Here is a 22431-nt window from a genome sequence, read left to right on the forward strand (position 1 = left end):
AATGAGTCAAAGGTAAATCTTATACTAGTATCTTTGTTACATATTAAAAAAAACTTCGGATGAATATTATAGATAGTTTACATTGGCGATATGCTACCAAAAAATTTGATAATACAGAGATACTTCCTCAGGAAAAAGTAAATACACTCACCGAGGCATTTAATCTTACAGCAACATCATACGGATTGCAACCTTTAAAATTAATTGTAATAAAAGATAAGGAATTACAAAAAGAACTTACCAAACATTCCTGGAACCAACAACAGGTTGCCGATGCATCTCATGTGCTTGTTTTTTGTATAGAAAAAACAATTGGAGAGCAATATATCAACAGTCATTTTGATAATATAAAAACTACTAGAAATACTCCTGATGAGATTTTACAACCTTTCAAAGAACATTTGGTTGACTCTTTTTCTTTTAAATCTGCAGAAGAAATATCAAACTGGGCAGCAAAACAAGCCTATCTAGCTATGGGAAACCTGCTTACTGTATGCGCTATCGAAAAAATAGATTCTTGTCCTATGGAGGGGTTTATTCCTGAAAAATACGATGAAATATTACATCTAGATGAGCTAGGGCTTTCATCAATCTTAGTACTACCAATAGGATATCGTGCCAAAGACGATATGTTCTCAGAATTCAAAAAAGTAAGACGCCCTATAACAGATACAGTTATTACTCGTTAATTTAATATTATAAAGGTAACCTTACTCATAATATAAGAGAATGACATAGTATTCTTTTTAAATAACAAATACGTTATTATGAGTGCTATTAGCTGTAATTCCTACAGTTTACATTTCTTTTTGATATACCTGTAATAATTCTGTTAAAAAACTAAAATATCCAAGACGTAATCAAAACTCTTTTCGGTATTTTTGCCTAATAGAGTGTTTAATTATATAACAGTATAGCGATGCCAGGATTCGAATTATTTGGTGCAGAAGAAAAAAAAGAAGTACAAGACGTATTAGACAACGGAGTTTTAATGCGTTATGGATTTGACCCTATGAGAAACGGTCATTTTAAAGCATTGGAACTAGAAAAAGATTTATCCAACAGGATGCAAACCAAATATGCGCAAGTTGTATCCAGTGGTACAGCTGCTCTTACTGTTGCTCTTGCCTGTGCTGGTATTGGATCGGGTGATGAAGTAATCATGCCTACATTTACCTTTGTAGCTAGTTTTGAAGCAATATTATCGGTTGGTGCAACCCCAATACTTTGTGATATCGATGATACACTTACTCTTGATCCTAAAGCTGTAGAAGCTGCCATCACACCAAAGACTAAAGCTGTCATGCCAGTACATATGTGTGGATCTATGGCTGACCTTGAGGCATTAAAAGCTATTTGTGATACTCATAACCTTATATTACTAGAAGATGCTTGCCAAGCTATTGGTGGTACTTATAATGGGAAACCTTTAGGTAGTTATGGTGATTTAGGGTGTTTCTCTTTTGATTATGTTAAGACTGTTACTTGTGGTGAAGGTGGTGGAATTATTACAAATTCTGAAACCTACGCAAATAACATGCACAAATACCATGATCATGGCCATGATCATATTGGGAATGATCGAGGTGCAGAAGCGCATCCTTTCTTAGGATACAACTATAGATTATCAGAATTAAATGCCGCTGTAGGAATTGCTCAACTACGAAAATTAGATAATACACTTGCTGTTCAAGAAAAAAATTATACTGTGCTCCGTGACGCATTGTCTACAATTCCTGAGGTAAGTTTCAGGAAAGTACCTGCAACAGGAGTAGAAAACTATTCCTTTCTTACCATATTTCTTCCAGACGAAAATTTGGCAAGAAATACACATAAGGCCCTAGGAACTCATGGCGTAGATGCTTGTTTTTATTGGTTTGATAATAATTGGCATTATTATAAAAAATGGGAACACCTGCTAGAACCACAATCCTTAAACAAGCTTTCTCATGAAATACAATCGGGATTACAAAAAAACAATAAAACATTTGAAGCCAGTGATGTATGGATGGGACGCACCGTTTCTTGCCTAATTAAATTAAACTGGACAGAAGAAGAAGTAACACAAAGAGCCTCTAAAATGGTAGCTGCTATCAAAAGTGTTGTTAGTACCCAAGTATCTAACTAAAAAATAACACCCCTAAGTACTATACTATTTACATATATTTAGGGGTGTTTTATACATAAATCTCAGTTAGCATTTCAATTGAAAATCATATAATATTAGTCTCTCTTTCAATTTACATCTAGTATCAGTACTAATTTACTACCACAAAGGCACAGAAAACTCATAGTGCATTGCTTACAATCATATAAAAAAATCAAATGAATAATGAATTAATAAGAATTAAGGAAGGAGTGTATGATCCATGTGCTTTTGAATTTTCTGATTTCAAAAATGAGTCTGAAAGTACAGAATACCATGCATGTAGATTCAAAATCAATACATTTCATATTGTTTGTAGAAATGCCAAGATAACTCCCAAAAAAATAGGGCAATTTGTAACTTTCTGGAAACGTATAGAAAAAGGCCCTATTGAACCATTTACCGAATCTGATCTTATTGATTTTTATATTGTAAACGTACGAAACAAAGATCAATTTGGACAATTTGTTTTCCCAAAGTCTATTTTAATAAAGAAAGGTATAATCTCAACAAATAAAAAGGAAGGAAAACGAGCTTTTAGGGTATACCCCATCTGGGATATCCCACAAAATAAGCAGGCAGAGAAAACTCAAAAATGGCAACTGAATTATTTTTACAAAATTGAAAAAAACATAAATTTTGATAAAGTACGTGAATTATTCACGCCTCTTTTATAAAGTTTAAAAATAGAAACATCAATAAAACCATCCCTCTTTATCTTTTAGATTCCTAAATCAAGGTGTTTTATTACATAAATTAATCATGTATGTAATACTATAATTAACTGCTCAAAATTAGAAATTAACAAAATATTTGTATATTCCTCACAAAAATCCCACTATGAGAACGCTACTGTTAAATAATTTAATACTTCTATTCACTCTACTTTGTTTCGGTTGTAGCAGTGGCAGTGATGATAGTGGAAATCCTGATCCTGATCCTGATCCCGATCCTATTACAAACCCTAACCCTAACAAGACCACGACTTACACCAATGATGTAAAAGCTATTTTAGATGATCAATGTTTACAATGCCATACTATTCCTCTAGCTCAAGGTGCTCCTTTTGCTATGCGTACCTATGCAGAAACTATCAATGCTATAAATAATAGAGAGTTCTTTTTAAGAATAAAGTCTACTGGTTTTAATGTTATGCCACCTGAGGGTAGATTACCACAAGAAACCATAGATATTATATTGGACTGGGAAGCTGATGGCTTAATAGAGTAATCAAAAAAAATTTAATAAAAGAAAAGCTGGAGCACCATGATACTCCAGCCTTTCCATACTTAACAATATATGATGGTATATTTAGTTTACAGTTGCTATAGGAGCTGTATGCCCTCCTTTGCTTACAGAACCATCTGTTCCTGTACTATTTCCTCTCAATAATAAAATTCCTGCTACATGTGGTGATGCCATAGAGGTTCCAGAAATTTGATTAAATTTTCCATTTAACCAAGTAGACCATACTCCTGTTCCTGGAGCCCATACATCTACACTACTTCCATAATTAGAGCCTCTTGCTGGACTATCTGTATTGGTCATATTACCTACGCACCATGAGTTTGCAGTTTGTAATCTTTGTGGTGAATAATATTGCGTATCATCATTACTATTACCTGCTGCCATTGCACCATAAGAAACACGTTCTAGATTTCTAAAAGCATTATCTACAATTGAAGAAGTAGATCGGCTTCTAGGCCCTATACTATAGTTCCATGTTTCTCCGCTACTAATATTACGAGCTACATGATCCACACCTGCCAATGTGCTTCCGTTACTACTAGTTCCCGAAGCATCAAAAACTCTCACAGACACTACCGTTGCTCCATGTGCTACACCAACAAGTCCAGTACCATTGTTTTTTGCAGCTACTGTACCTGCTACATGAGTTCCGTGACCATTTTCATCTTGCCAAGATGTACCTGCAAAGTATACACTTTTACTCTCATTTATATTCAAATCATTATGACGTGATATACCACTATCTATAATCCAACATGTTTTTCCTGTACCATCTCCTCTACCTACTCTGTTTATACCCCACGGTAAATAATCACCATTTGGTAAAGTAGAGCCATTGGTTGTTGCTTTGTTTGCAACTGTTGCAGGGAGTGTACTTACAGGATTTCCCATATCTACATCTAATTGATATATATAGTTAGGCTCTATATAAGCAATATCAGGATCTTGCTTAAGCATTTCTGCTTGTTTTTTTGAGATATCTTTCACCAAGAACCCTTGTACAACATTACTATATGCGTATTTTAAGTTGTTTTCTTGAATAGCATATTTCTGCAATGTACTCTTTGATTTCATCTGCATATCTGCATGCTTACCATACAAGGATTTATTCTCATTATATATAATAATATATTCTCCAGAAACGGCTTGATCCGCTCCTACTTCTTCTGTAACAGCATCTGTGGTTGCATCGATTTCAGTAATCTCTTCTGTATCTTTTTCACAACTGAAAAAGGTAAGTGAGAGTACAGCCATTACGCTTAAAATTTTTTGTTGAGTTTTCATTAAAATTGTTTTTTTGTGTTAGACTTGTTTAAAATGTAAATTAAAAGTTGAGCTCTTCTTTAAAATTTAGTGAGGCAAAAGTAAAAATTAATATGAATCAGGGAATACGGTAAACACGTAACAAACAACACCTTACATTTTAAAACACAGTTTTAATAGAAAATTAAGAGAATTTAAACTTCGATAATGCAACACCATTGCATTGCTGAAAATCAAACACTTACAACATGAATTTATGTACTATATTAGTAGCGTGTTTATGTTTATTTGTGAACATTTTCGGGAGCTATATTCTAACGAAAATTAACGTACCTTAACTCCTTTTAACGAACAGTTAACTCTTAATACCTTAAAAAAAAGCAACTTATAATACATTGTGATAAAAAAAAGAAGCCACAATCTACGTTGTGGCTTCTTTTTCTTACGCATACTAATACTTTTTTAATTTAAATTGGCAATAGGAGCTGTATATCCTCCTTTACTTACAGAACCATCCGTTCCTGTACTATTTTCTCTCAGTAATAAAATACCTGCAACATGTGGAGATGCCATAGAAGTACCTGAAATCACATTATAGCCACCATCTAACCAAGTAGACCACACCTCGCTTCCAGGTGCCCATATATCTACACTACTACCATAGCAAGAATCACCTGCAGGGCTATCTGTATTGGCCATATTACCTACACACCATGAATTTATAGTTTGTAATCGTTGTGGGGAATAATATTGTGTATCATCATTATTATTACCCGCTGCCATTGCTCCATAGGTAACTTTTTCTAAATTCTTAAAAGCGTTATCAATAGCCAAAGAGGTAAAACGCTCTTTAAACCCTATGCTAAAATTCCAGGTATCACCCTTTCTTGCATTACGTGCCACATAGTCTACACCAGCTAACATACTACCATTGGTACTTGTATTGGTAGCATCTAATACTCTCACAGATACCACAGTTGCTCCATACGCCACTCCTACAACACCAGAACCATTATTTTTTGCCGCAACAGTACCTGCTACATGAGTTCCGTGTCCGTGCTCATCTTGCCATGTCCCGCCAACAAAACTGATACTTCTTTCCGTATCAATATTCAAATCACTATGAGGCGCAATACCACTATCAATAATCCAGCATGTCTTACCTGTACCGTCTTCTCTACCAACTCTATTTACCCCCCACGGCAAATACTCTCCATTAGGTAAAATAATATCATTGGTCATTGCTTTGTTTATAACTGTTGCAGGTAATGTACTTACCGGATTACCTATTTCTAAATCAAATTGATATATATAATTAGGTTCTACATAAGCAATATCCCTATCTTTTTTAAGCATTTCTATTTGTTTTTTTGATACATTTTTTATCAAAAACCCTTTTATTACATTACTATATATATGCTTTAGACTACCTTCTACAATAGCATACTTTTGTAATATATTCTTTGATTTCTCTTGTACTTCAGAATGTTTTTCTAATAATAACCCATTTTCATTATAGACAATTATATATTCTCCAGAAATTGCTTGATCTGCTCCTATTTCTTCTGAAATATTATCAATTACTACATCGATACTTGTACTCTCTTCTGTATTTTTTTCACAACTAAAAAACACTAGAGATATTACTATTATTATATTAAATATATGTTGTTGAGTTTTCATTAAAAATTTGTTTTTGTGTTAGAATTATTTAAACAGTAAATTAAAAGTTGAGCTCTTCTTTAAAAATTTAAAGAAGTAAAAATAAAAATTAACACGAATCAAAAACCGTATTAAAAACCTAACAAACAATAAATTACACTTTGTTTTTAATTTTTACTGAGGCGTAAAAAATGACCAAACAAACAACCTAACCCCCTTAAATACTAATATTCAATGAATTAAAAACCAAAAACATCCTACAGCATGAAGTGTCTTGAATTTACAATGTAAATTAACCTGAATTATCCTCTATTCTATATTAACTTATTTTAACCTCATTTAACTAACAGTTAACCCTATAGTATTGAAAAAAAAATCGATAGATTATAAAAAAAGAGAAGCCAGAACCTATAGTTCTGACTCCTCCAAACTTAAACAATATAATAGATTTTTAATTTACAGTTGCAATAGGAGCGGTATACCCTCTTTTAGTTATTGACCCATCTGTTCCTGTATTGTTTCCTCTAAGCAATAGAATTCCTGCTACATGTGGAGATGCCATAGAAGTACCCGAAATTTTATTAAACCTTCCGTTCAACCATGTAGACCACACCTGTGTTCCAGGAGCCCATCTATCGACACTACTTCCGTAGCATGAACCTCTTGCTGGTCTATCTGTATTCAACATGTTTCCTACACACCAAGAATTTCTTGTTCGTAATCGTTGCGGAGAATAATATTGTGTATCATCATTACTATTACCAGCTGCCATAGCACCATAAGTAGTTCTCTCTAGACTTCTAAAAGCGTTATCAACCGCTACCGAAGTAGATCGGTTTTTTGGCCCTATACTATAGTTCCAAGTATCTCCATTTCTTGCATTACGAGCTACATAATCTACTCCTGCTAAAATACCTCCGTTACTACCTGTACCTCCTGCATTTAAAACTCTAACTGATATTACAGTTGCGCCATACGCTACTCCTATAACACCAGAACCATTGTTTTTTGCTGCAACTGTACCAGCTACATGAGTTCCATGCCCGTTTTGATCTTGCCATGACCCTCCTACAAAACTACGGCTTCTACCTGAATCAATATTCAAGTCTCTATGAGGCGCAATACCACTATCAATAATCCAGCATGTTTTGCCTGCGCCACTTGCTCTACCAACACGGTTTATACCCCATGGTAAAAACTCACCGTTTGGTAAATTTGAATCATTGGTCACAGCCTTATTTGCAACCGTGGCTGGCAATGTACTTACAGGATTCCCCATATCTACATCTAATTGAATTACATAATTAGGTTCTATATAGGCAACATCAGGATCCTGCTTAAGTATCTCTGCTTGTTTCTTTGAGATATTTTGCACCAAAAACCCTTGTACAACATCACTATACGCATACTTCAGGTTATCTTCCTGAATTCCATGCTTTTGTAAGGTGCTTTTTGATTTCATCTGTATTTCAGCATGCTTGCCTTGTAATGATTTGTTTTCATTATAGACAATGATATATTCGCCAGGAACTGCTTGATCCACTCCTACTTCTTCTATAACAGTGTCAATTGTAGCGTCGATCTCAGTAATCTCTTCTGTATCTTTTTCGCAACCGAAAAAAGTAAGAGAGAGTACTGCCATAATACCTAAAATTTTTTGTTGAGTTTTCATTAAAAATTGATTTTTGTGTTAAAAAAAATTTTAAAAGTAAATTAAAAGTTGAGCTCTTATTAAAATTTACTGGAACAAAAATATAAATTAATACGAATCAAAAAACACGTTAAAAACATGCTTATCAGGTATTTACATAAAAAAACAAAAGGTTATTTTAATAAAAAGGGAAGTTGAAAATCTTCAATGCAACACTGTTGCATTACTGAAAATCAAGTGTTTAGTGATTTTATTTTGGGGAAAAAATCAGATGTAATAATCAATAAAACACATAAAAAAAACATCTACTTATTTATCAGTATGTTAACTTATTTTAACTAGATTTAACATATAATTATCTTGTAATAGCCTGATTAATTAACAAAATCACAAAAAAAAGAGTCGTTTTTATCAAATTTTAATCAGAATTGTATATAAAAAAAATCCCGCAAGAAGCGGGATTTTTATTTTATTTACTTAGATACATTTTACGCCTCGAATATAGGTCATAAAATTGATCGTCTTTGAGATCATCTATAAATAAGATACTCTCTCCAGTACTTTTCATCTCTGGACCTAATTTCTTATTTACATTAGGGAACTTATTAAACGAAAATACAGGTTGTTTAATTGCATATCCTTCTAAATGTGGTTCAAAATTAAAGTCTGTGACCTTCTTTTCTCCTAACATTACTTTGGTTGCATAGTTTATATACGGTTCTCCATATGCTTTTGCAATAAACGGTACTGTTCTAGAAGCTCTAGGATTGGCTTCTATAATATATACCATATCATCCTTGATAGCAAATTGAATATTAATCAACCCTACCGTATTTAGTGCTAATGCTATTTTTCTTGTATGATCTTTAATTTGTTGCATTACAAATTCTCCTAGGTTAAATGGAGGTAAAGTTGCATTAGAATCTCCTGAGTGAATTCCACAAGGTTCTATATGTTCCATTATACCAATGATATATACATTTTCTCCATCGCATATCGCATCTGCCTCTGCTTCTATTGCACCATCCAAATAATGATCTAATAGTAATTTATTATTAGGAATTTTACGTAGTAAATCTACAACATGCTCTTCTAGCTCTTGTTTATTGATTACAATTTTCATTCCTTGACCTCCTAATACATAAGATGGTCTTACTAGAATAGGAAAATCTAACTCGTCTGCAACTTTTAGCGCTTGATCTGCTGTTTCTGCAGTATCGAATTGTGGGTAAGGAATATTATTTTCTTGCAATAATTTAGAAAAATGTCCTCTGTCTTCTGCAAGGTCTAATGACTTATAGCTTGTTCCTATAATTTTGATTCCATAACGGTCTAATTTTTCTGCAAGTTTTAATGCTGTCTGACCACCAAGCTGCACGATTACCCCTTCTGGTTTTTCATGTCTAATAATATCATAGATATGCTCCCAAAAAACAGGTTCAAAGTATAATTTATCTGCAATATCAAAATCAGTAGATACTGTTTCTGGGTTACAGTTAATCATGATTGTTTCATATCCACACTCTGCAGATGCCAACACTCCATGTACACAACAGTAATCAAACTCAATTCCTTGTCCGATTCTATTAGGTCCTGACCCTAAAATAACGATCTTTTTCTTGTCGCTTACTTCACTCTCATTTACAACATAAGTTTCTCCTTCTGGAGTTTCTATCTCTGCTTCAAAAGTAGAGTAAAAATACGGTGTTTGTGCTTTAAATTCTGCAGCACAAGTATCTACGAGTTTATATACTCTTTTTATTCCTAACCCATCTCTCTTTCCATATACTTCACTTTCATAACACCCTACCATATGCGCTATTTGTCTATCTGCAAAACCTTTTTGTTTTGCTTCTAGTATCAATTCTTTGGTAAGTGTTTGTATAGTATGAGTTGATATTTCTTTTTCTAGATTGTATAATTCCTCATATTGCTTAAGGAACCACATATCTATTTTTGTAATCTCATGTATTCTACTTAATGGTATTCCCATTTGTATAGCATCATAGATAACAAAAACACGATCCCAACTAGCATGTGTAAGCTTGTCTATAATCTGATCATAGTCTTTGTACCCTTTACCATCTGCACCAAGTCCGTTTCTTTTTATTTCTAGAGATTGAGTTGCTTTATGTAATGCTTCTTGAAACGATCTCCCAATTGCCATCACTTCTCCTACTGATTTCATCTGTAGCCCCAAAGTACGGTCAGAGCCTTCAAACTTATCAAAATTCCATCGTGGTATCTTTACAATAACATAATCTAATGTAGGCTCAAATAATGCAGATGTAGATTTTGTAATTTGATTATCTAATTCATCTAGATTATACCCTATAGCTAATTTTGCAGCTATTTTTGCAATTGGATATCCAGTTGCTTTTGATGCTAATGCAGAAGATCTAGAAACTCTTGGATTAATCTCTATGGCAATAATATCTTCATTTTCGTCAGGGCTTACAGCAAATTGCACGTTACATCCTCCTGCAAAATCTCCAATACTACGCATCATATGGATTGCCATATCACGCATACGTTGAAAAGTTTTATCACTCAAAGTCATTGCTGGAGCAACTGTAATAGAATCTCCTGTATGAATCCCCATTGGGTCCATATTCTCTATAGTACAGATAATAACAACATTATCATTATTATCTCTTAACAGTTCTAATTCATATTCTTTCCACCCGATCAGTGCTTTATCTATCATTACCTCATGAATCGGCGAAATCTCCAACCCACGTGTAAGCAACTCATCAAAATCTTCTTCTTTATATACAATAGATGCTCCTGCTCCTCCAAGTGTATAAGAGGCTCTAATCACTAATGGAAATCCATATTCCTGAGCGATCTCTTTTCCTTTTAGATATGAGTTTGCCGTAGCCTGTGGTGCCATCGGAATCCCAATTTTGAGCATTAACTCTCTAAACTGTTCTCTATCTTCTGTGATATTAATTGCATCAATATCAACACCAATGATTTCTACGTCAAAATCTTTCCAAATACCTTTTTCATCTGCCTCAATGCAAAGGTTAAGAGCTGTTTGTCCTCCCATAGTTGGTAATACCGCATCTATTTGGGGGTGCTCTTTTAGGATTTGGATTATTGATTTCGTATTCAACGGCTTAAGATATACATGATCAGCCATTGAGGGATCCGTCATGATGGTAGCTGGATTCGAATTTATAAGAATCGTTTCTATCCCATCTTCTCTCAAAGAACGTAATGCTTGAGTACCTGAATAATCAAACTCACAAGCTTGTCCAATTATAATTGGTCCTGACCCAATAATAAGTATACTCTTTAGTTTTTCGTTTTTAGGCATGTAATTACAGTGTTGTCTTTTACTTTAAATTATGTATTAGATATAAAAAAAGGCGTTACCGTTAAAGTAACACCTTAATTATTTTAATGCACAGTACCATTAGTGCTTATGTCTTAACTCTGATGAAACAGATAGCTTCTTTCTTCCTTTTGCTCTTCTACGAGCTAACACTTTTCTACCATTTGCAGAAGCCATACGCTCTCTGAAACCGTGTTTGTTTTTTCTCTTTCTTTTCGATGGTTGAAATGTTCTTTTCATTGCTATCTATCTTTATAAATCTTCTTGGAATATCTAATTTAGTATTATTGAAGAATTTCTCCTCAAAACTGCGGGCAAATATACAAAGAGTTTTTACTTTGACAAACGTAAATATCAAATTATTTTTATTTGTTTTTATTACCTTTGCCGTGACTCAAAAAAAATAAACTTTTTCAATGTACAATAAAAATATAAAATTAGTAATCGCAGCGATTATTGTTGGAGTTGCTGTATGGCAAATAATAGAAGGATATATAGGAAATGGAATCATGCTTATTTTGCTGGCTGCAATTTTTGTTTTTTTATATTTTAAGAATGAATTAATTCTACTTGCATTTCTTAAATTGCGTAAACAAGATTTTGAAGGAGCAAAAAAATGGTTGGATAGAATCAAAAACCCTGAAAGTTCTCTTATCGTAAAACAACAAGGGTATTACAACTACCTCCTAGGTATTATGTTATCTCAAAAAAATATCACGCAAGCTGAAAAATACTTAAAAAAAGCAATCAAGTTAGGATTATCTATGAATCAGGATCTTGCCGTTGCCAAATTAAATCTTGCAGGTATTGCAATGACTAAACGTCGTAAAAGGGAAGCACAAATGCTACTTACAGAAGCAAAAAAACTAGATAAACACAATATGCTGAAAGATCAAATTAATATGATGAAACAGCAAATGAAAAAAATCTAGGCATACTAATTGCATAGAAAACTACGTTTATAATCATAGTTTGATTTTTTATTAATAACGTTTTTAAATAGAGGAAATACACAATTTTTACCTATAAAAAATGTTTTTTTAATAGCATTATCTTACATTAGATGCCGTAATCTATTTTGGAATGAAAAAAATACTAGTACTAGGGATACTCTTTTTGCATTTTTGTAATTCTTTTGCTCAAGAAGAAAGAAGGGTCCCCTTCTCTGTTGCTATTTCTGCTCATATTGTAAAATATAACCAAAAAATAGATGCTGCATACCAAGATCAGGATTTAGAACGAGCAGAATTTTTATTTGACTCGTTAGTAAACAACCATCTCAATGGTACATATATGGATAATTTTAGCGTTTATCCGCTAAAAGGTGATCCTATTCTGCTAGAAGATTATGAAAAACCAATGTTCCTAATCACTTATGCTTCATGGTGTGTTCCTGGAGTTGGAGAGATTCCTGCATTAAATGATTTGGCTGATAGATTTCATGATCAAATAGATTTTGTAGTTCTATTCTGGGATAACAAAGAAAGATTAAAAGAAAAATCTAAAGAGTATGACAGTAATATACAATTAGTTCATATAGATGAAAAAACGAATCAAGATTCATATATCATAAATAAACTAAAACATGCATTAGGGTTCCCTATGATGTATTTTTTGGATAATGAAAAGAAACTACTTGATATTAGAAAAATTGTTACACATCATTCTAGTGAGACCTTAAGTAATTCTTACAACATACATTTTAACTCACTTTCAAAAGGAGTTTCCTTACTAATATCTGACTTAGATTTGAACGCAGAAGTCAAAGAAGGAGAAGAAGAAAACACAAAGGAGAATTCTGATTTACGTACTGATGATGAAAGAAATATTGATGAAGAATATGAAAAATATAGACGTGAGCGTGATTCTTTGAACCAAAAAGACAATTAGAATTTAATTGTTATTTTCCCAAAATCATTTTTAGTGCAACTACAATGAGCACTCCTCCAAATATCTTTTTGAGAAGTGCTTGATTTATCGAAATAGCTAGCTTACTTCCTAAATACCCCCCCACAATAAATGTTACTGCAATTATAACAGCATATTTCCAGTTTACATATCCTTCTTGATAATAATTATAAGCAGCCAATAATGTTACTGGTACTGCCAACACCGCTAGACTTGTTCCTTGTGCTTGATGTTGAGAAAAGTTGACTAATATTATCAACATAGGTATCATTATAACACTTCCACCTATTCCCAACGCGCCGCTAAAAAAACCTGCTAATAAACCTATTAAAATTAGTGAAATTAATATCGAAGTATTCATGTATATTTTTAGAATTATTACTTTTTCTTGAAGAATCACTACCTCAAAAAATTTACAACACAACACTATCTACATAAACTATTTTTTACCAATATTACAGCATAGCAAAAACTCAATCCTAAACGGAATATAATATCAAATTGAGATCAAAAAATTACGCTTTATTGCTTATTGGCCTACTCCGTATGTATAATATCCTTCTCTTGGTATTTTTACAAGATATTCTTTTCCTGTAGCATTATTTAAGTGTGCTTCTCTAAGCCAAGGGTTATGCAGCTTCAAGATTTTATAATTTATATTATATTGCGCCGCAAACTTAGTAAAATCAGTAATCGGCTCATCAATCAGTACATTAAAAGTAGGTATATGCTCATACAAATCCTCTGTACTAAAGTTGAATCCATACTTCTTTGGGTTACTCAAAATTTCTTTTACTGCAGCAATTCTAAACACATATCGCCCTGTTTCTTCTCCTAATAAAAGGTCATAGTAAGAAGCAGCATTCTGTTTTTGCAACCTTCTATTGATCCCAGCACTTCCTGCATTATATGCAGCAGCAGCCAAGGTCCATGTTCCAAAACGTTTTTTTGCTTTTTTTAAATATTTACACGCAACTCTCGTAGATTTTTCAATATGATATCGTTCATCTACATTTTGGTTAACTTCTAATCCATATTCTTTTGCTGTTCCTTTTAATATTTGCCAAAAACCAGTTGCTCTTGCAGGCGATACTGCTTGTGTCAAACTACTTTCTATAACAGCTAGATATTTAAAATCATCAGGCACTCCTTCTTCTTTAAGAATTGGTTCTATAATAGGAAAGAATTTATTTGCTCTTTTAAAAAGCAACAACCCATTAGACTGCCAATATGTATTTACTAGTAACTCTCTATCCATTCTTTCCCTAATATCAGGGTTTTCTATTGGAACTAATTCTCCCGAAAAATTAAGATTATCTGGCATTGCAATAGCATAGACATTATAATCGTTGACTAATTTTTTTTCTAGAATTTCCTGAGCCAAAGGTTTTTGAGGTTCATCTTGAGCAGCATTAACCAGAATTCCAAAGGTAAACACAACTCCCAAAAGGGCTAACATTTTTTTTATCATTTTCATAGCTTAAGTAGACTTTGATTTTATTGGGGAATAATACTATAGTACAATATAACGTAAAAAGTTAGACTAATACAAGTTATCCTCAATAATTTGAGGTAAATTTTTATTAAACCACCTAGCTCTATTCACAATCATAACGTGGGTTCCCCGATCTACTATTATACAATTCTTAATATTTGAGATTGGAAAAATAATATCTTTATCCCCATGAATATGAACCAATTTATCTAATGTTTTTTCTTGATCCCAACATACCATTTTCTCTATTGCCCAATCCAGATATACTTTATCATTCATAGATAAGTACCTTTGATACATCGCGGCCCTTTTTTTTGCAAAGTCACCAAAAGCCAATTTTTCCCAGTTTTTAATATTAGAGATTATTGATGTAGGAAGTAATTTATAGGCTTTAGTTTTTCTAGCAAATTTAATTCTTGCTGGCAATTCATATTTATTTTTTACACTTGATATGATTATGATTTTTTTAGGGGTAAGAAATTTACTCATTTCTTGCACAATTACCCCTCCAAAAGAAACCCCTATCAAAATACAATTTTTGTGTTCAATTTCTTCACACATTCGCCTTGCATAATCCTCTACAGACTCCTTCTTACCTGGGATTTTCCAAGGTAAGGTTTTGGCTACAAATCTATCCTCAGGAAGCTTAATAAATTCAAATATAGAAACATCAGCTGCCAATCCTGGAACAAAGTAAATATAGTTAACTTCCTGCGACATAGGTATTTTAACAGTCCATTTTAAATTAAAAAATCTTATTTCCTTATCTTTGCGTCTCAAAATTATAGTATTCCTTTATTAGATAAAAGGAAATATTGAGTTAAATTTTTGCAAAAAGGGAATTTTTTAGAACTAGCAATTCTTAGTTGAACAAGGTAATGTCAACTCTTATTTTTTAAGTTGACGACAATTATCTCTAGAGCGCACCTCTTAGAGAGCGCACCTTCGTAGGATTGTTATTGCATGTAAGGTTTACCCCTTATATATTTGATTAAATACCTCATAATTTAAAACATATGGAGAACATGAGTGCTGTTGAATTAGAAATTACAGATAATGAATTTCTAAGACAATTCGAAACTACAATTGACGGTCAGAAAGCAAAGATCGAATATGCGCTACAGGAAAGAAAAATTTTTCTTACTAAACTTATAATAGGTGAAGAACAGCTTGAAAAAGGACTGGAACGAGATTTTATTGTTGCCGTGTTTAATGTAATTAAAGAACGTAACATACGATTAGTTCCTACTTGTCCTATTATTGCTAAATTTATGAGAAAAAACAGAAGGCGATACAAAGACCTACTTCCTGTTGGAATTAATATATAGATACTATTTTTCTATAATAACAAAAAAAAATCTGCCATAGAGCAGATTTTTTTTGTTATTATTTTATTGCCTAGTTACAGTGTTTACACCGCTAATTTTTCTGCAATTAAATCAAATCTCACAATACCATCATCATCTATGGTAGTTAACCTCACTCTGTTTAATGTATTTATGTATGATGGATTCCACGGCATTTTTACTTTTACATAATTTTCTGTAAACCCATGAATATACCCCTCTTTATTCTCTGATTCAAACAGCACTGTTCTTTCACTACCAAGCTGACTTTCATAAAACGCCCTTCTTTTCTTTACAGATAACCCTCTCAACATTTTACTTCTCTTTTTTCTAGTTCCCATAGAGACTACTCCGTCTAAATTTGCCGCAACAGTATTATCTCTCTCAGAATAAGTAAAGACATGTAAATAAGATATATCTAATTGTGATAAGAAATTGTAGGTATCCAAAAAATGATCATCTGTCTCACCAGGAAACCCTACAATAACATCTACACCTATACAAGCATCAGGCATTACCTCTCTTATTTTTTGCACTCTATCTACATACAAACCCGTAAGATATCTACGACGCATTTTTCTCAAAATAAAATCACTTCCAGACTGCAATGGGATATGAAAATGGGGAACAAAAGTTCTAGAACCCGAGACATAATCAATAGTCTCATTTTTAAGCAAATTTGGCTCTATAGATGAGATTCTTAATCTTTCTATTCCTTCTACTGTATCTAGTGCCTGCACTAGCTCAAAAAAGGTATGCTCATGTTTCTTATTACCAAACTCTCCTTTACCATAATCTCCGATATTCACTCCTGTAAGCACAATTTCTTTAATTCCTTTTTCTGAAATTTCTTTTGCATTTTTTAACACATTCTGCAATGTATCACTTCGAGAAATCCCTCTAGCCAAAGGAATGGTGCAATATGTACACTTATAATCACAACCATCTTGCACTTTCAAAAATGCTCTAGTACGATCTCCTATAGAATAGCTTCCTACATAAAAATCTGCTTCCTCTATTTCACAAGAATGCACCTCTCCAAATTCATTCTTAGAAAGATCATGAATATAATCTGTAATTTTAAATTTTTCTGTAGCTCCCAACACCAAATCTACTCCATCTACAGAAACCAGTTCTTCTGGTTTTAATTGAGCATAGCATCCTACCGCTGCTACAAAGGCATCAGGATTTGTTTTTTGCGCTTGTTTTACTATTGTTTTAAATCTTTTATCTGCATTTTCTGTAACAGAACAAGTATTGATAACATATATATCTGCATTTTCAGAAAAATCTACACGATCAAAACCCTCATCATTAAAGTTTCTTGCAATCGTAGAAGTTTCAGAAAAATTCAATTTACATCCAAGTGTATAAAAAGCAACTTTTTTTCTCATAAAAAATAAGTGTCATTTCCGCAAAGGCAGAAATCTCATTATATTTACTCATAACAAAAACTCAAAAACATTGAGTCTCTCTGGAATAAATTTTTAGGGTGCAAATATACCAACAATAATTCGTTTACTAAAATTGAAATTAATCTGTCATTTTTCTGCAATTCGTTATTTTACAGTATTTTATATTTTTATCACTCTGCTATCTTGTAGCCATTCTAACCAAAAGAATAAAGATCATTTGGTATTCAAGTATAATCAGTATGAAAATGTAAGCTCTCTAGACCCTGCATTTGCAAGAGATGTTCCCAATATCTGGTCTACCAACCAGCTATTTAACAGCCTTGTACAATTAGACGACTCTTTACACATCAAACCTGACATCGCAAAAAGATGGGAAATATCTGATGATGCCTTGCGATACACCTTTATCCTTCGCAATGATATACGGTTTCACAAACACAAATTATTTAACACCAAAGACAGTACTCGGTTTGTTACTGCAGAGGATTTTGTATATAGTTTCAACAGACTTATCGATCCCAAACTGGCATCTCCTGGTAATTGGGTGCTAAAAGCAGTAGATTCTTACAAAGCAATCAATGATACTGTTTTTGAGATTAAATTAAAAAAACCATTCCCTGCATTTTTAGGATTAATGAGTATGCGATATTGTTCTGTTGTACCAAAAGAAATTGTAGCATTTTACGGAAACGAATTCAGAGCTAACCCTATAGGAACAGGGCCTTTTAAATTCAAATTATGGGAAGAAAACATTAAACTTGTATTACGCAAAAATGAGTTGTATTATGAAAAAGATGACCAAGGCAAACAATTACCTTATCTCGAAGCTGTAGCAGTTACTTTTTTACCAGATAAGCAAGGTGAGTTCTTACAATTTGCAAAAGGAAATATCGACCTACTCAACAGTCTAGATGCCTCATACAAAGACGAATTATTAACCCCTAGTGGTAAATTACGAGAAAACTACAAAGACAAAATCAACATTAGCAAAGGCTCTTACCTAAACTCTGAATACCTAGGCTTCTATCTAGATACAGACAAACAGGAAATACAATCAGCACTCTTGAGAAAAGCTATTAATTATGGGTTTGATAGAAAAAAAATGATCACATATCTCAAAAACGGGATAGGTACCCCTGCAACACATGGTTTTATACCAAAAGGAATTCCTGGTTTTAATAGTACTCCTGGATATGAATATGATCCCGAAAAAGCCCGTAAGCTTATAGAGACTTATAAAAAACAAACAGGAAACAACACTCCTAGCATACGAATTGCAACAGATGCCAATTATCAAAGTATTTGTGAATTTATTCAACGTGAACTAGAAAAAGTTGGACTGCAGATCATAGTTGATGTTATGCCTTCTTCTACAATACGCCAAAAAAAATGGAAAGGTGAGCTAGAGATATTTCGAGCTAGCTGGATTGCAGATTACCCAGATGCCGAGAATTTCTTATCCCCGTATTATAGTAAAAACTTTACCCCCAACGGTCCTAATTATACCCACTTCAAAAATGAAACTTTTGATCTATTATACGAGGAAAGTTTTTTGATAACCGATACCAAGGTTAGAGAAAAACAATACGCAAAGATGGATTCTATCATCATTGCACATGCTCCTATTGTACCTTTATATTATGATCAAGTAGTACGATTCACTCAAAAAAATGTAAAAGGACTTACCAATAACCCTCAAAACTTTTTGATATTGAAAAAAGTTTGGAAAGAAAAGTTAAAATAAGTGTAAAAAAACCACAATACACACAGTTAATCCTTATTATTTGACTTTAATCGATTATTTCCTTACATTAGCAACCTTTTAATCAAATTATTAACACAATCAATTAACGAAAAATCGTATGAAAAAAATTAATTTATTTTTTCTTTCCTGCCTTCTCTTTGGAGCAATCTCATGTAGTAGTGATGACGATAATCAAAGTGACACACAAAATAATGTTGACCCAAACCCTGTAGAAGAAACAGCTCTAAATGCAAATACCGTATCTAAAGACATCTCTATTGAAGGAGCAACCAGAATTACAGGAGCTGCCCCAACACCAAACGGAGATATTCCTTTTTCTATGAGCGAAACCACTCAATCAGGTTTCTTAAACAGTGGATTTGACATTTCTTTTAGTGCTCCACAAAATTATGCAGGAGCATATCTTTTGATCAAATCAAATGACGGAACCATGGCTTCTGATTATTTTGATGTTCCAAAAAGCACAGCTCTTCGCAGTGCTCCTAAAAAGAGTGCCAACATCTTTTCTAAACAAAGTAAAGTAGACAATAATATAGAAATTGAAGTAGATTTTGGAAACGCTATTCCTCCTGGTAAATTTTGTTATTTACTATGTATTTATGACGATAATGGCAATATAAGCGAACCTGTAGAAGTATGTGTAGAAGTAGAAGCATGGGGAGGAAACTCTGCTCTAGTAGGAACATGGAACTACACTAAACAAATTGAAAACGGGGTAACGATTCTTCCTGGAGAAAAAAGTGAATGCGAAGATATTACTCTTAACTGTTCAAATAATCAAGAATTAGTTGTCGAAGATTTTTATTGTTACATTCTTGATTCCTTCAAACTCACTATAAATAGTGACGGAACCTATGAATATAGAAGTGATGATACCAACACTGGATTTAACTACTCTGCAAGTACAGAAAGATGTGAGCCTGTCTTTGACACTCAAGAATCAGGTTATTACGTTTCAAAAGGAAAATGGGCTTATGATGAAGAGGAAAAAAGAATGACGCTAGTAGAATTTGAATATTTAGAAGCTTATGGAGATCAAGTATACGAAGGTACTTCTGAAAATGGATATGTTGATTTTGATGGCAGCACCGTTATTGATGGATCTTCTATGGTAATCAAATTTTCGTATGAAGAAAACATTACTTATAACATAGAGTTTTTTCTTTCAAAATAATATATAAATATACCACTATAAAAAAAGCACCTTTTAAAATTAAAAGGTGCTTTTTTTATGATTCATATCCTTTGCGCCATGGTTTTGTTTCTTCAAAAACATGTTCTAAGATATCTTTATCTTGTTTTGTGAATTCTATATTTCTACGTGACATTACCACCTCGGCAACTTCAAATGCTTTTTTAGTAATATAGGTTGAAAAACCATTACCTCCTCCCCAACTATAACTTGGAATAAAATTACGAGGAAAGCCTGTTCCAAAAATATTGGCACTTACTCCAACCACCGTACCTGTATTAAACATAGTATTGATCCCACACTTAGAATGATCCCCCATCATCAATCCACAAAATCGCAAGCCTGTTTTTGCAAAACCTTCAGTTTCGTAACTCCAAAGTCGTACAGGCGCATAATTATTTTTAAGATTAGAAACATTGGTATCTGCTCCTATATTACACCACTCACCTAGCACACTATTACCCAAATACCCTTCATGACCTTTATTTGAGCACCCAAACAGTATAGAATTATTAATTTCTCCTCCAGCCTTTGAATATGGCCCAATAGTCGTTGCTCCATAAATTTTTGCTCCCATTTTTATCACAGAATTATTACAAAGAGCAAAGGGACCTCTTATAAGACTCCCCTCCATTATTTCTGTATCCTTTCCTATATAAATCGGGCCTTTAGTAGCATTCAATGTAGTATATTCCAGCACAGCTCCTTCCTCAATAAAAATATTTTCTGGTTTGATTACATTATTACTTACAGGAATAGGCTGGCTCTCTCTACCAAACGTAAGCAATTTAAAATCTTCTTGGATTGCTTGTTCATTCTTAGAAAAAATATCCCATGTATGTTGAATTGTTAGAGCGTCAAAATCACACTTAATCGATTCATATTTTTCAAAATCAACCTCCTGCCCTTCTTTTATATAAAACGCTACAGGTTCATCATTATAAAAAATAGCTTGATCAACTTCAAGATTCTTTATTGTATTTATCAAAGGTTCTGAGGGAAGATAAGAAGCATTAATCATTATATTATCTTCTAGTTCTACCATAGGGAATTTTTCACTGAGATAATCTTCAGTCACCGTAGAAGTAGTATACCCTAAATATTTTTCCCATTTTTCACGAATGGTTAATATTCCAACCCTTATTTCTGCAACAGGCCTAGTGTATGTAAATGGTAGTAAAGCATTACGCGAAGCCCCATCAAAAAGAATATAATTCATTTGTATTAATTATCTGTGGTTTTATATCTATTTATACAATAACGAAAGGTACAAAAAATACCTTTACACAAAATGTTATTAAAAAGCGCTAAATAACATATAATAATCGACAAACAACATTTTTTTTAACATGAAATACATTGCCCATATAAAAATAAAAAGCCCTTTCAAAATTTGAAAGGGCTTTTACATAAATATGATTGCTTAAATTACTTTTTGAATTTAGCGTATTTGTTCTTGAACTTGTCAATACGTCCTGCTGTATCGATAAGTTTTGATTTACCAGTATAAAATGGATGAGAAGTTCTTGAGATTTCAAGTTTTATCAACGGATACTCTACACCATCAACTTCTAAAGTTTCTTTAGTATTTGCTGTAGATTTAGTTATAAAAACTTCCTCATTAGACATATCTTTAAAAGCTACTAATCTATAATTTTCTGGGTGAATATCTTTTCTCATTTTTATTATTCTTTTCTTTTTTCGAGGTGCAAATTTACAACTATTTTTTAAAATCCAAAACAATTTTCAATAAAGAAAACAGGATTTTATTTCAGATATAAAAATACTATGTTTATTTGATATAAAAAAACAAGCATACATTCTATTTCATTTCAAAACAAATAAGGAGATACTCTTTTATTTTTTTATAATTTCTCAAAATCACTTCTCTATATTTTATAATTCTTTTTTTGGCTAAAAGATGGCATGAAAACTATCTCTATCAACCTATAACTTTTTTAAACCACACATGTAACATTTTACTATATTTGTCTACTCAT

At 32.7% G+C, this 22431-nt stretch carries 20 protein-coding genes; 9 read left to right on the forward strand and 11 right to left on the reverse strand.

The features are described 5' to 3' along the window. The first annotated feature begins 59 nt into the window (after nucleotides 1-59). The 4 genes from DG508_RS19435 to DG508_RS19450 all read left to right on the forward strand — a co-directional run bounded on the left by DG508_RS19435 (nucleotide 60) and on the right by DG508_RS19450 (nucleotide 3376). On the forward strand, nucleotides 60-689 hold the full coding sequence (locus DG508_RS19435; protein WP_108869843.1) for an NAD(P)H-dependent oxidoreductase: 630 nt from the start codon (nucleotides 60-62) through the stop codon (nucleotides 687-689). A gap of 230 nt (nucleotides 690-919) precedes the next feature. Then, complete coding sequence (locus tag DG508_RS19440; protein WP_108869845.1) at nucleotides 920-2128, forward strand: DegT/DnrJ/EryC1/StrS family aminotransferase; 1209 nt, start codon at nucleotides 920-922, stop codon at nucleotides 2126-2128. A 197-nt stretch (nucleotides 2129-2325) separates the two neighbouring features. Beyond that, a complete protein-coding gene (locus DG508_RS19445) occupies nucleotides 2326-2823 on the forward strand; it encodes a MepB family protein (RefSeq protein WP_108869847.1) in 498 nt (165 codons plus the stop codon). 163 nt (nucleotides 2824-2986) lie between these two features. After that, nucleotides 2987-3376, forward strand: a complete 390-nt coding sequence (locus DG508_RS19450; protein ID WP_108869849.1) for a hypothetical protein — start codon at nucleotides 2987-2989, stop codon at nucleotides 3374-3376. A gap of 81 nt (nucleotides 3377-3457) precedes the next feature. On the opposite strand, the gene DG508_RS19455 is transcribed toward DG508_RS19450, so the two are convergent. From DG508_RS19455 to rpmH, 5 genes are all read right to left on the reverse strand, one after another. Further along, nucleotides 3458-4678 (reverse strand): S8 family serine peptidase, encoded by a 1221-nt coding sequence (locus DG508_RS19455; RefSeq protein WP_108869851.1) that lies wholly within the window; start codon nucleotides 4676-4678, stop codon nucleotides 3458-3460. A 441-nt stretch (nucleotides 4679-5119) separates the two neighbouring features. Beyond that, on the reverse strand, nucleotides 5120-6340 hold the full coding sequence (locus DG508_RS19460; RefSeq protein ID WP_108869853.1) for a S8 family serine peptidase: 1221 nt from the start codon (nucleotides 6338-6340) through the stop codon (nucleotides 5120-5122). 430 nt (nucleotides 6341-6770) lie between these two features. After that, nucleotides 6771-7991 (reverse strand): S8 family serine peptidase, encoded by a 1221-nt coding sequence (locus DG508_RS19465; RefSeq protein WP_108869855.1) that lies wholly within the window; start codon nucleotides 7989-7991, stop codon nucleotides 6771-6773. 448 nt (nucleotides 7992-8439) lie between these two features. After that, nucleotides 8440-11292 (reverse strand): carbamoyl-phosphate synthase large subunit, encoded by a 2853-nt coding sequence (gene carB / locus DG508_RS19470; protein WP_108869857.1) that lies wholly within the window; start codon nucleotides 11290-11292, stop codon nucleotides 8440-8442. Nucleotides 11293-11391: 99 nt separating this feature from the next. After that, on the reverse strand, nucleotides 11392-11550 hold the full coding sequence (rpmH, locus tag DG508_RS19475) for a 50S ribosomal protein L34 (RefSeq protein ID WP_081414554.1): 159 nt from the start codon (nucleotides 11548-11550) through the stop codon (nucleotides 11392-11394). Nucleotides 11551-11726: 176 nt separating this feature from the next. Here rpmH and DG508_RS19480 point away from each other — a divergent pair, with 176 nt between their 5' ends. Both DG508_RS19480 and DG508_RS19485 read left to right on the forward strand, forming a co-directional pair. Continuing rightward, on the forward strand, nucleotides 11727-12242 hold the full coding sequence (locus DG508_RS19480; RefSeq protein ID WP_108869859.1) for a tetratricopeptide repeat protein: 516 nt from the start codon (nucleotides 11727-11729) through the stop codon (nucleotides 12240-12242). Between the two features lie 151 nt (nucleotides 12243-12393). After that, nucleotides 12394-13200, forward strand: a complete 807-nt coding sequence (locus DG508_RS19485; protein WP_108869861.1) for a TlpA family protein disulfide reductase — start codon at nucleotides 12394-12396, stop codon at nucleotides 13198-13200. 10 nt (nucleotides 13201-13210) lie between these two features. Here the strand turns inward: DG508_RS19485 and DG508_RS19490 are convergent, their stop codons facing one another. The 3 genes from DG508_RS19490 to DG508_RS19500 all read right to left on the reverse strand — a co-directional run bounded on the left by DG508_RS19490 (nucleotide 13211) and on the right by DG508_RS19500 (nucleotide 15433). Beyond that, the gene (locus tag DG508_RS19490; protein ID WP_108869987.1) at nucleotides 13211-13579 is read right to left on the reverse strand and encodes a sulfite exporter TauE/SafE family protein; all 369 of its coding nucleotides are present in this window, start codon (nucleotides 13577-13579) and stop codon (nucleotides 13211-13213) included. Nucleotides 13580-13747: 168 nt separating this feature from the next. Continuing rightward, on the reverse strand, nucleotides 13748-14695 hold the full coding sequence (locus tag DG508_RS19495) for a lytic transglycosylase domain-containing protein (protein ID WP_108869863.1): 948 nt from the start codon (nucleotides 14693-14695) through the stop codon (nucleotides 13748-13750). 66 nt (nucleotides 14696-14761) lie between these two features. Then, nucleotides 14762-15433, reverse strand: coding sequence for an alpha/beta hydrolase (locus DG508_RS19500; protein WP_108869865.1), 672 nt, complete (start codon nucleotides 15431-15433; stop codon nucleotides 14762-14764). A gap of 305 nt (nucleotides 15434-15738) precedes the next feature. Between DG508_RS19500 and DG508_RS19505 the strand changes: the two genes are divergently transcribed. Beyond that, complete coding sequence (locus tag DG508_RS19505; protein WP_199912820.1) at nucleotides 15739-16041, forward strand: GNAT family N-acetyltransferase; 303 nt, start codon at nucleotides 15739-15741, stop codon at nucleotides 16039-16041. Between the two features lie 83 nt (nucleotides 16042-16124). Here the strand turns inward: DG508_RS19505 and mtaB are convergent, their stop codons facing one another. Continuing rightward, a complete protein-coding gene (gene mtaB / locus DG508_RS19510; protein WP_108869869.1) occupies nucleotides 16125-17453 on the reverse strand; it encodes a tRNA (N(6)-L-threonylcarbamoyladenosine(37)-C(2))-methylthiotransferase MtaB in 1329 nt (442 codons plus the stop codon). Between the two features lie 133 nt (nucleotides 17454-17586). Between mtaB and DG508_RS19515 the strand changes: the two genes are divergently transcribed. Further along, complete coding sequence (locus DG508_RS19515; RefSeq protein ID WP_416354254.1) at nucleotides 17587-19218, forward strand: ABC transporter substrate-binding protein; 1632 nt, start codon at nucleotides 17587-17589, stop codon at nucleotides 19216-19218. 118 nt (nucleotides 19219-19336) lie between these two features. Beyond that, nucleotides 19337-20413 carry a hypothetical protein gene (locus tag DG508_RS19520; RefSeq protein ID WP_108869871.1) on the forward strand — a complete coding sequence of 359 codons (1077 nt, stop codon included), beginning with the start codon at nucleotides 19337-19339 and terminating at the stop codon, nucleotides 20411-20413. 55 nt (nucleotides 20414-20468) lie between these two features. Here DG508_RS19520 and DG508_RS19525 read toward each other — a convergent pair whose 3' ends face one another. Further along, a complete protein-coding gene (locus tag DG508_RS19525; protein WP_108869873.1) occupies nucleotides 20469-21650 on the reverse strand; it encodes a GlmU family protein in 1182 nt (393 codons plus the stop codon). A gap of 209 nt (nucleotides 21651-21859) precedes the next feature. Further along, on the reverse strand, nucleotides 21860-22111 hold the full coding sequence (locus tag DG508_RS19530; protein WP_103864107.1) for a type B 50S ribosomal protein L31: 252 nt from the start codon (nucleotides 22109-22111) through the stop codon (nucleotides 21860-21862). Nucleotides 22112-22431: the final 320 nt, after the last annotated feature.

Origin of the sequence: Aquimarina aquimarini (assembly GCF_900299535.1) — a bacterium.
Taxonomy (GTDB): domain Bacteria; phylum Bacteroidota; class Bacteroidia; order Flavobacteriales; family Flavobacteriaceae; genus Aquimarina; species Aquimarina aquimarini.

Bases quoted from the DNA above. Each gene is read 5' to 3' on its own strand.
- DG508_RS19525 (WP_108869873.1), bottom strand. From the start codon at position 21,650: ATGAATTATATTCTTTTTGATGGGGCTTCGCGTAATGCTTTACTACCA.
- DG508_RS19450 (WP_108869849.1), top strand. From the start codon at position 2,987: ATGAGAACGCTACTGTTAAATAATTTAATACTTCTATTCACTCTACTT.
- DG508_RS19440 (WP_108869845.1), top strand. From the start codon at position 920: ATGCCAGGATTCGAATTATTTGGTGCAGAAGAAAAAAAAGAAGTACAA.
- rpmH (WP_081414554.1), bottom strand. From the start codon at position 11,550: ATGAAAAGAACATTTCAACCATCGAAAAGAAAGAGAAAAAACAAACAC.
- DG508_RS19455 (WP_108869851.1), bottom strand. From the start codon at position 4,678: ATGAAAACTCAACAAAAAATTTTAAGCGTAATGGCTGTACTCTCACTT.
- DG508_RS19520 (WP_108869871.1), top strand. From the start codon at position 19,337: ATGAAAAAAATTAATTTATTTTTTCTTTCCTGCCTTCTCTTTGGAGCA.
- DG508_RS19445 (WP_108869847.1), top strand. From the start codon at position 2,326: ATGAATAATGAATTAATAAGAATTAAGGAAGGAGTGTATGATCCATGT.
- DG508_RS19490 (WP_108869987.1), bottom strand. From the start codon at position 13,579: ATGAATACTTCGATATTAATTTCACTAATTTTAATAGGTTTATTAGCA.
- DG508_RS19485 (WP_108869861.1), top strand. From the start codon at position 12,394: ATGAAAAAAATACTAGTACTAGGGATACTCTTTTTGCATTTTTGTAAT.
- DG508_RS19480 (WP_108869859.1), top strand. From the start codon at position 11,727: ATGTACAATAAAAATATAAAATTAGTAATCGCAGCGATTATTGTTGGA.
- DG508_RS19495 (WP_108869863.1), bottom strand. From the start codon at position 14,695: ATGAAAATGATAAAAAAAATGTTAGCCCTTTTGGGAGTTGTGTTTACC.
- DG508_RS19530 (WP_103864107.1), bottom strand. From the start codon at position 22,111: ATGAGAAAAGATATTCACCCAGAAAATTATAGATTAGTAGCTTTTAAA.
- DG508_RS19435 (WP_108869843.1), top strand. From the start codon at position 60: ATGAATATTATAGATAGTTTACATTGGCGATATGCTACCAAAAAATTT.
- DG508_RS19505 (WP_199912820.1), top strand. From the start codon at position 15,739: ATGAGTGCTGTTGAATTAGAAATTACAGATAATGAATTTCTAAGACAA.
- DG508_RS19460 (WP_108869853.1), bottom strand. From the start codon at position 6,340: ATGAAAACTCAACAACATATATTTAATATAATAATAGTAATATCTCTA.
- carB (WP_108869857.1), bottom strand. From the start codon at position 11,292: ATGCCTAAAAACGAAAAACTAAAGAGTATACTTATTATTGGGTCAGGA.
- DG508_RS19500 (WP_108869865.1), bottom strand. From the start codon at position 15,433: ATGTCGCAGGAAGTTAACTATATTTACTTTGTTCCAGGATTGGCAGCT.
- DG508_RS19465 (WP_108869855.1), bottom strand. From the start codon at position 7,991: ATGAAAACTCAACAAAAAATTTTAGGTATTATGGCAGTACTCTCTCTT.
- mtaB (WP_108869869.1), bottom strand. From the start codon at position 17,453: ATGAGAAAAAAAGTTGCTTTTTATACACTTGGATGTAAATTGAATTTT.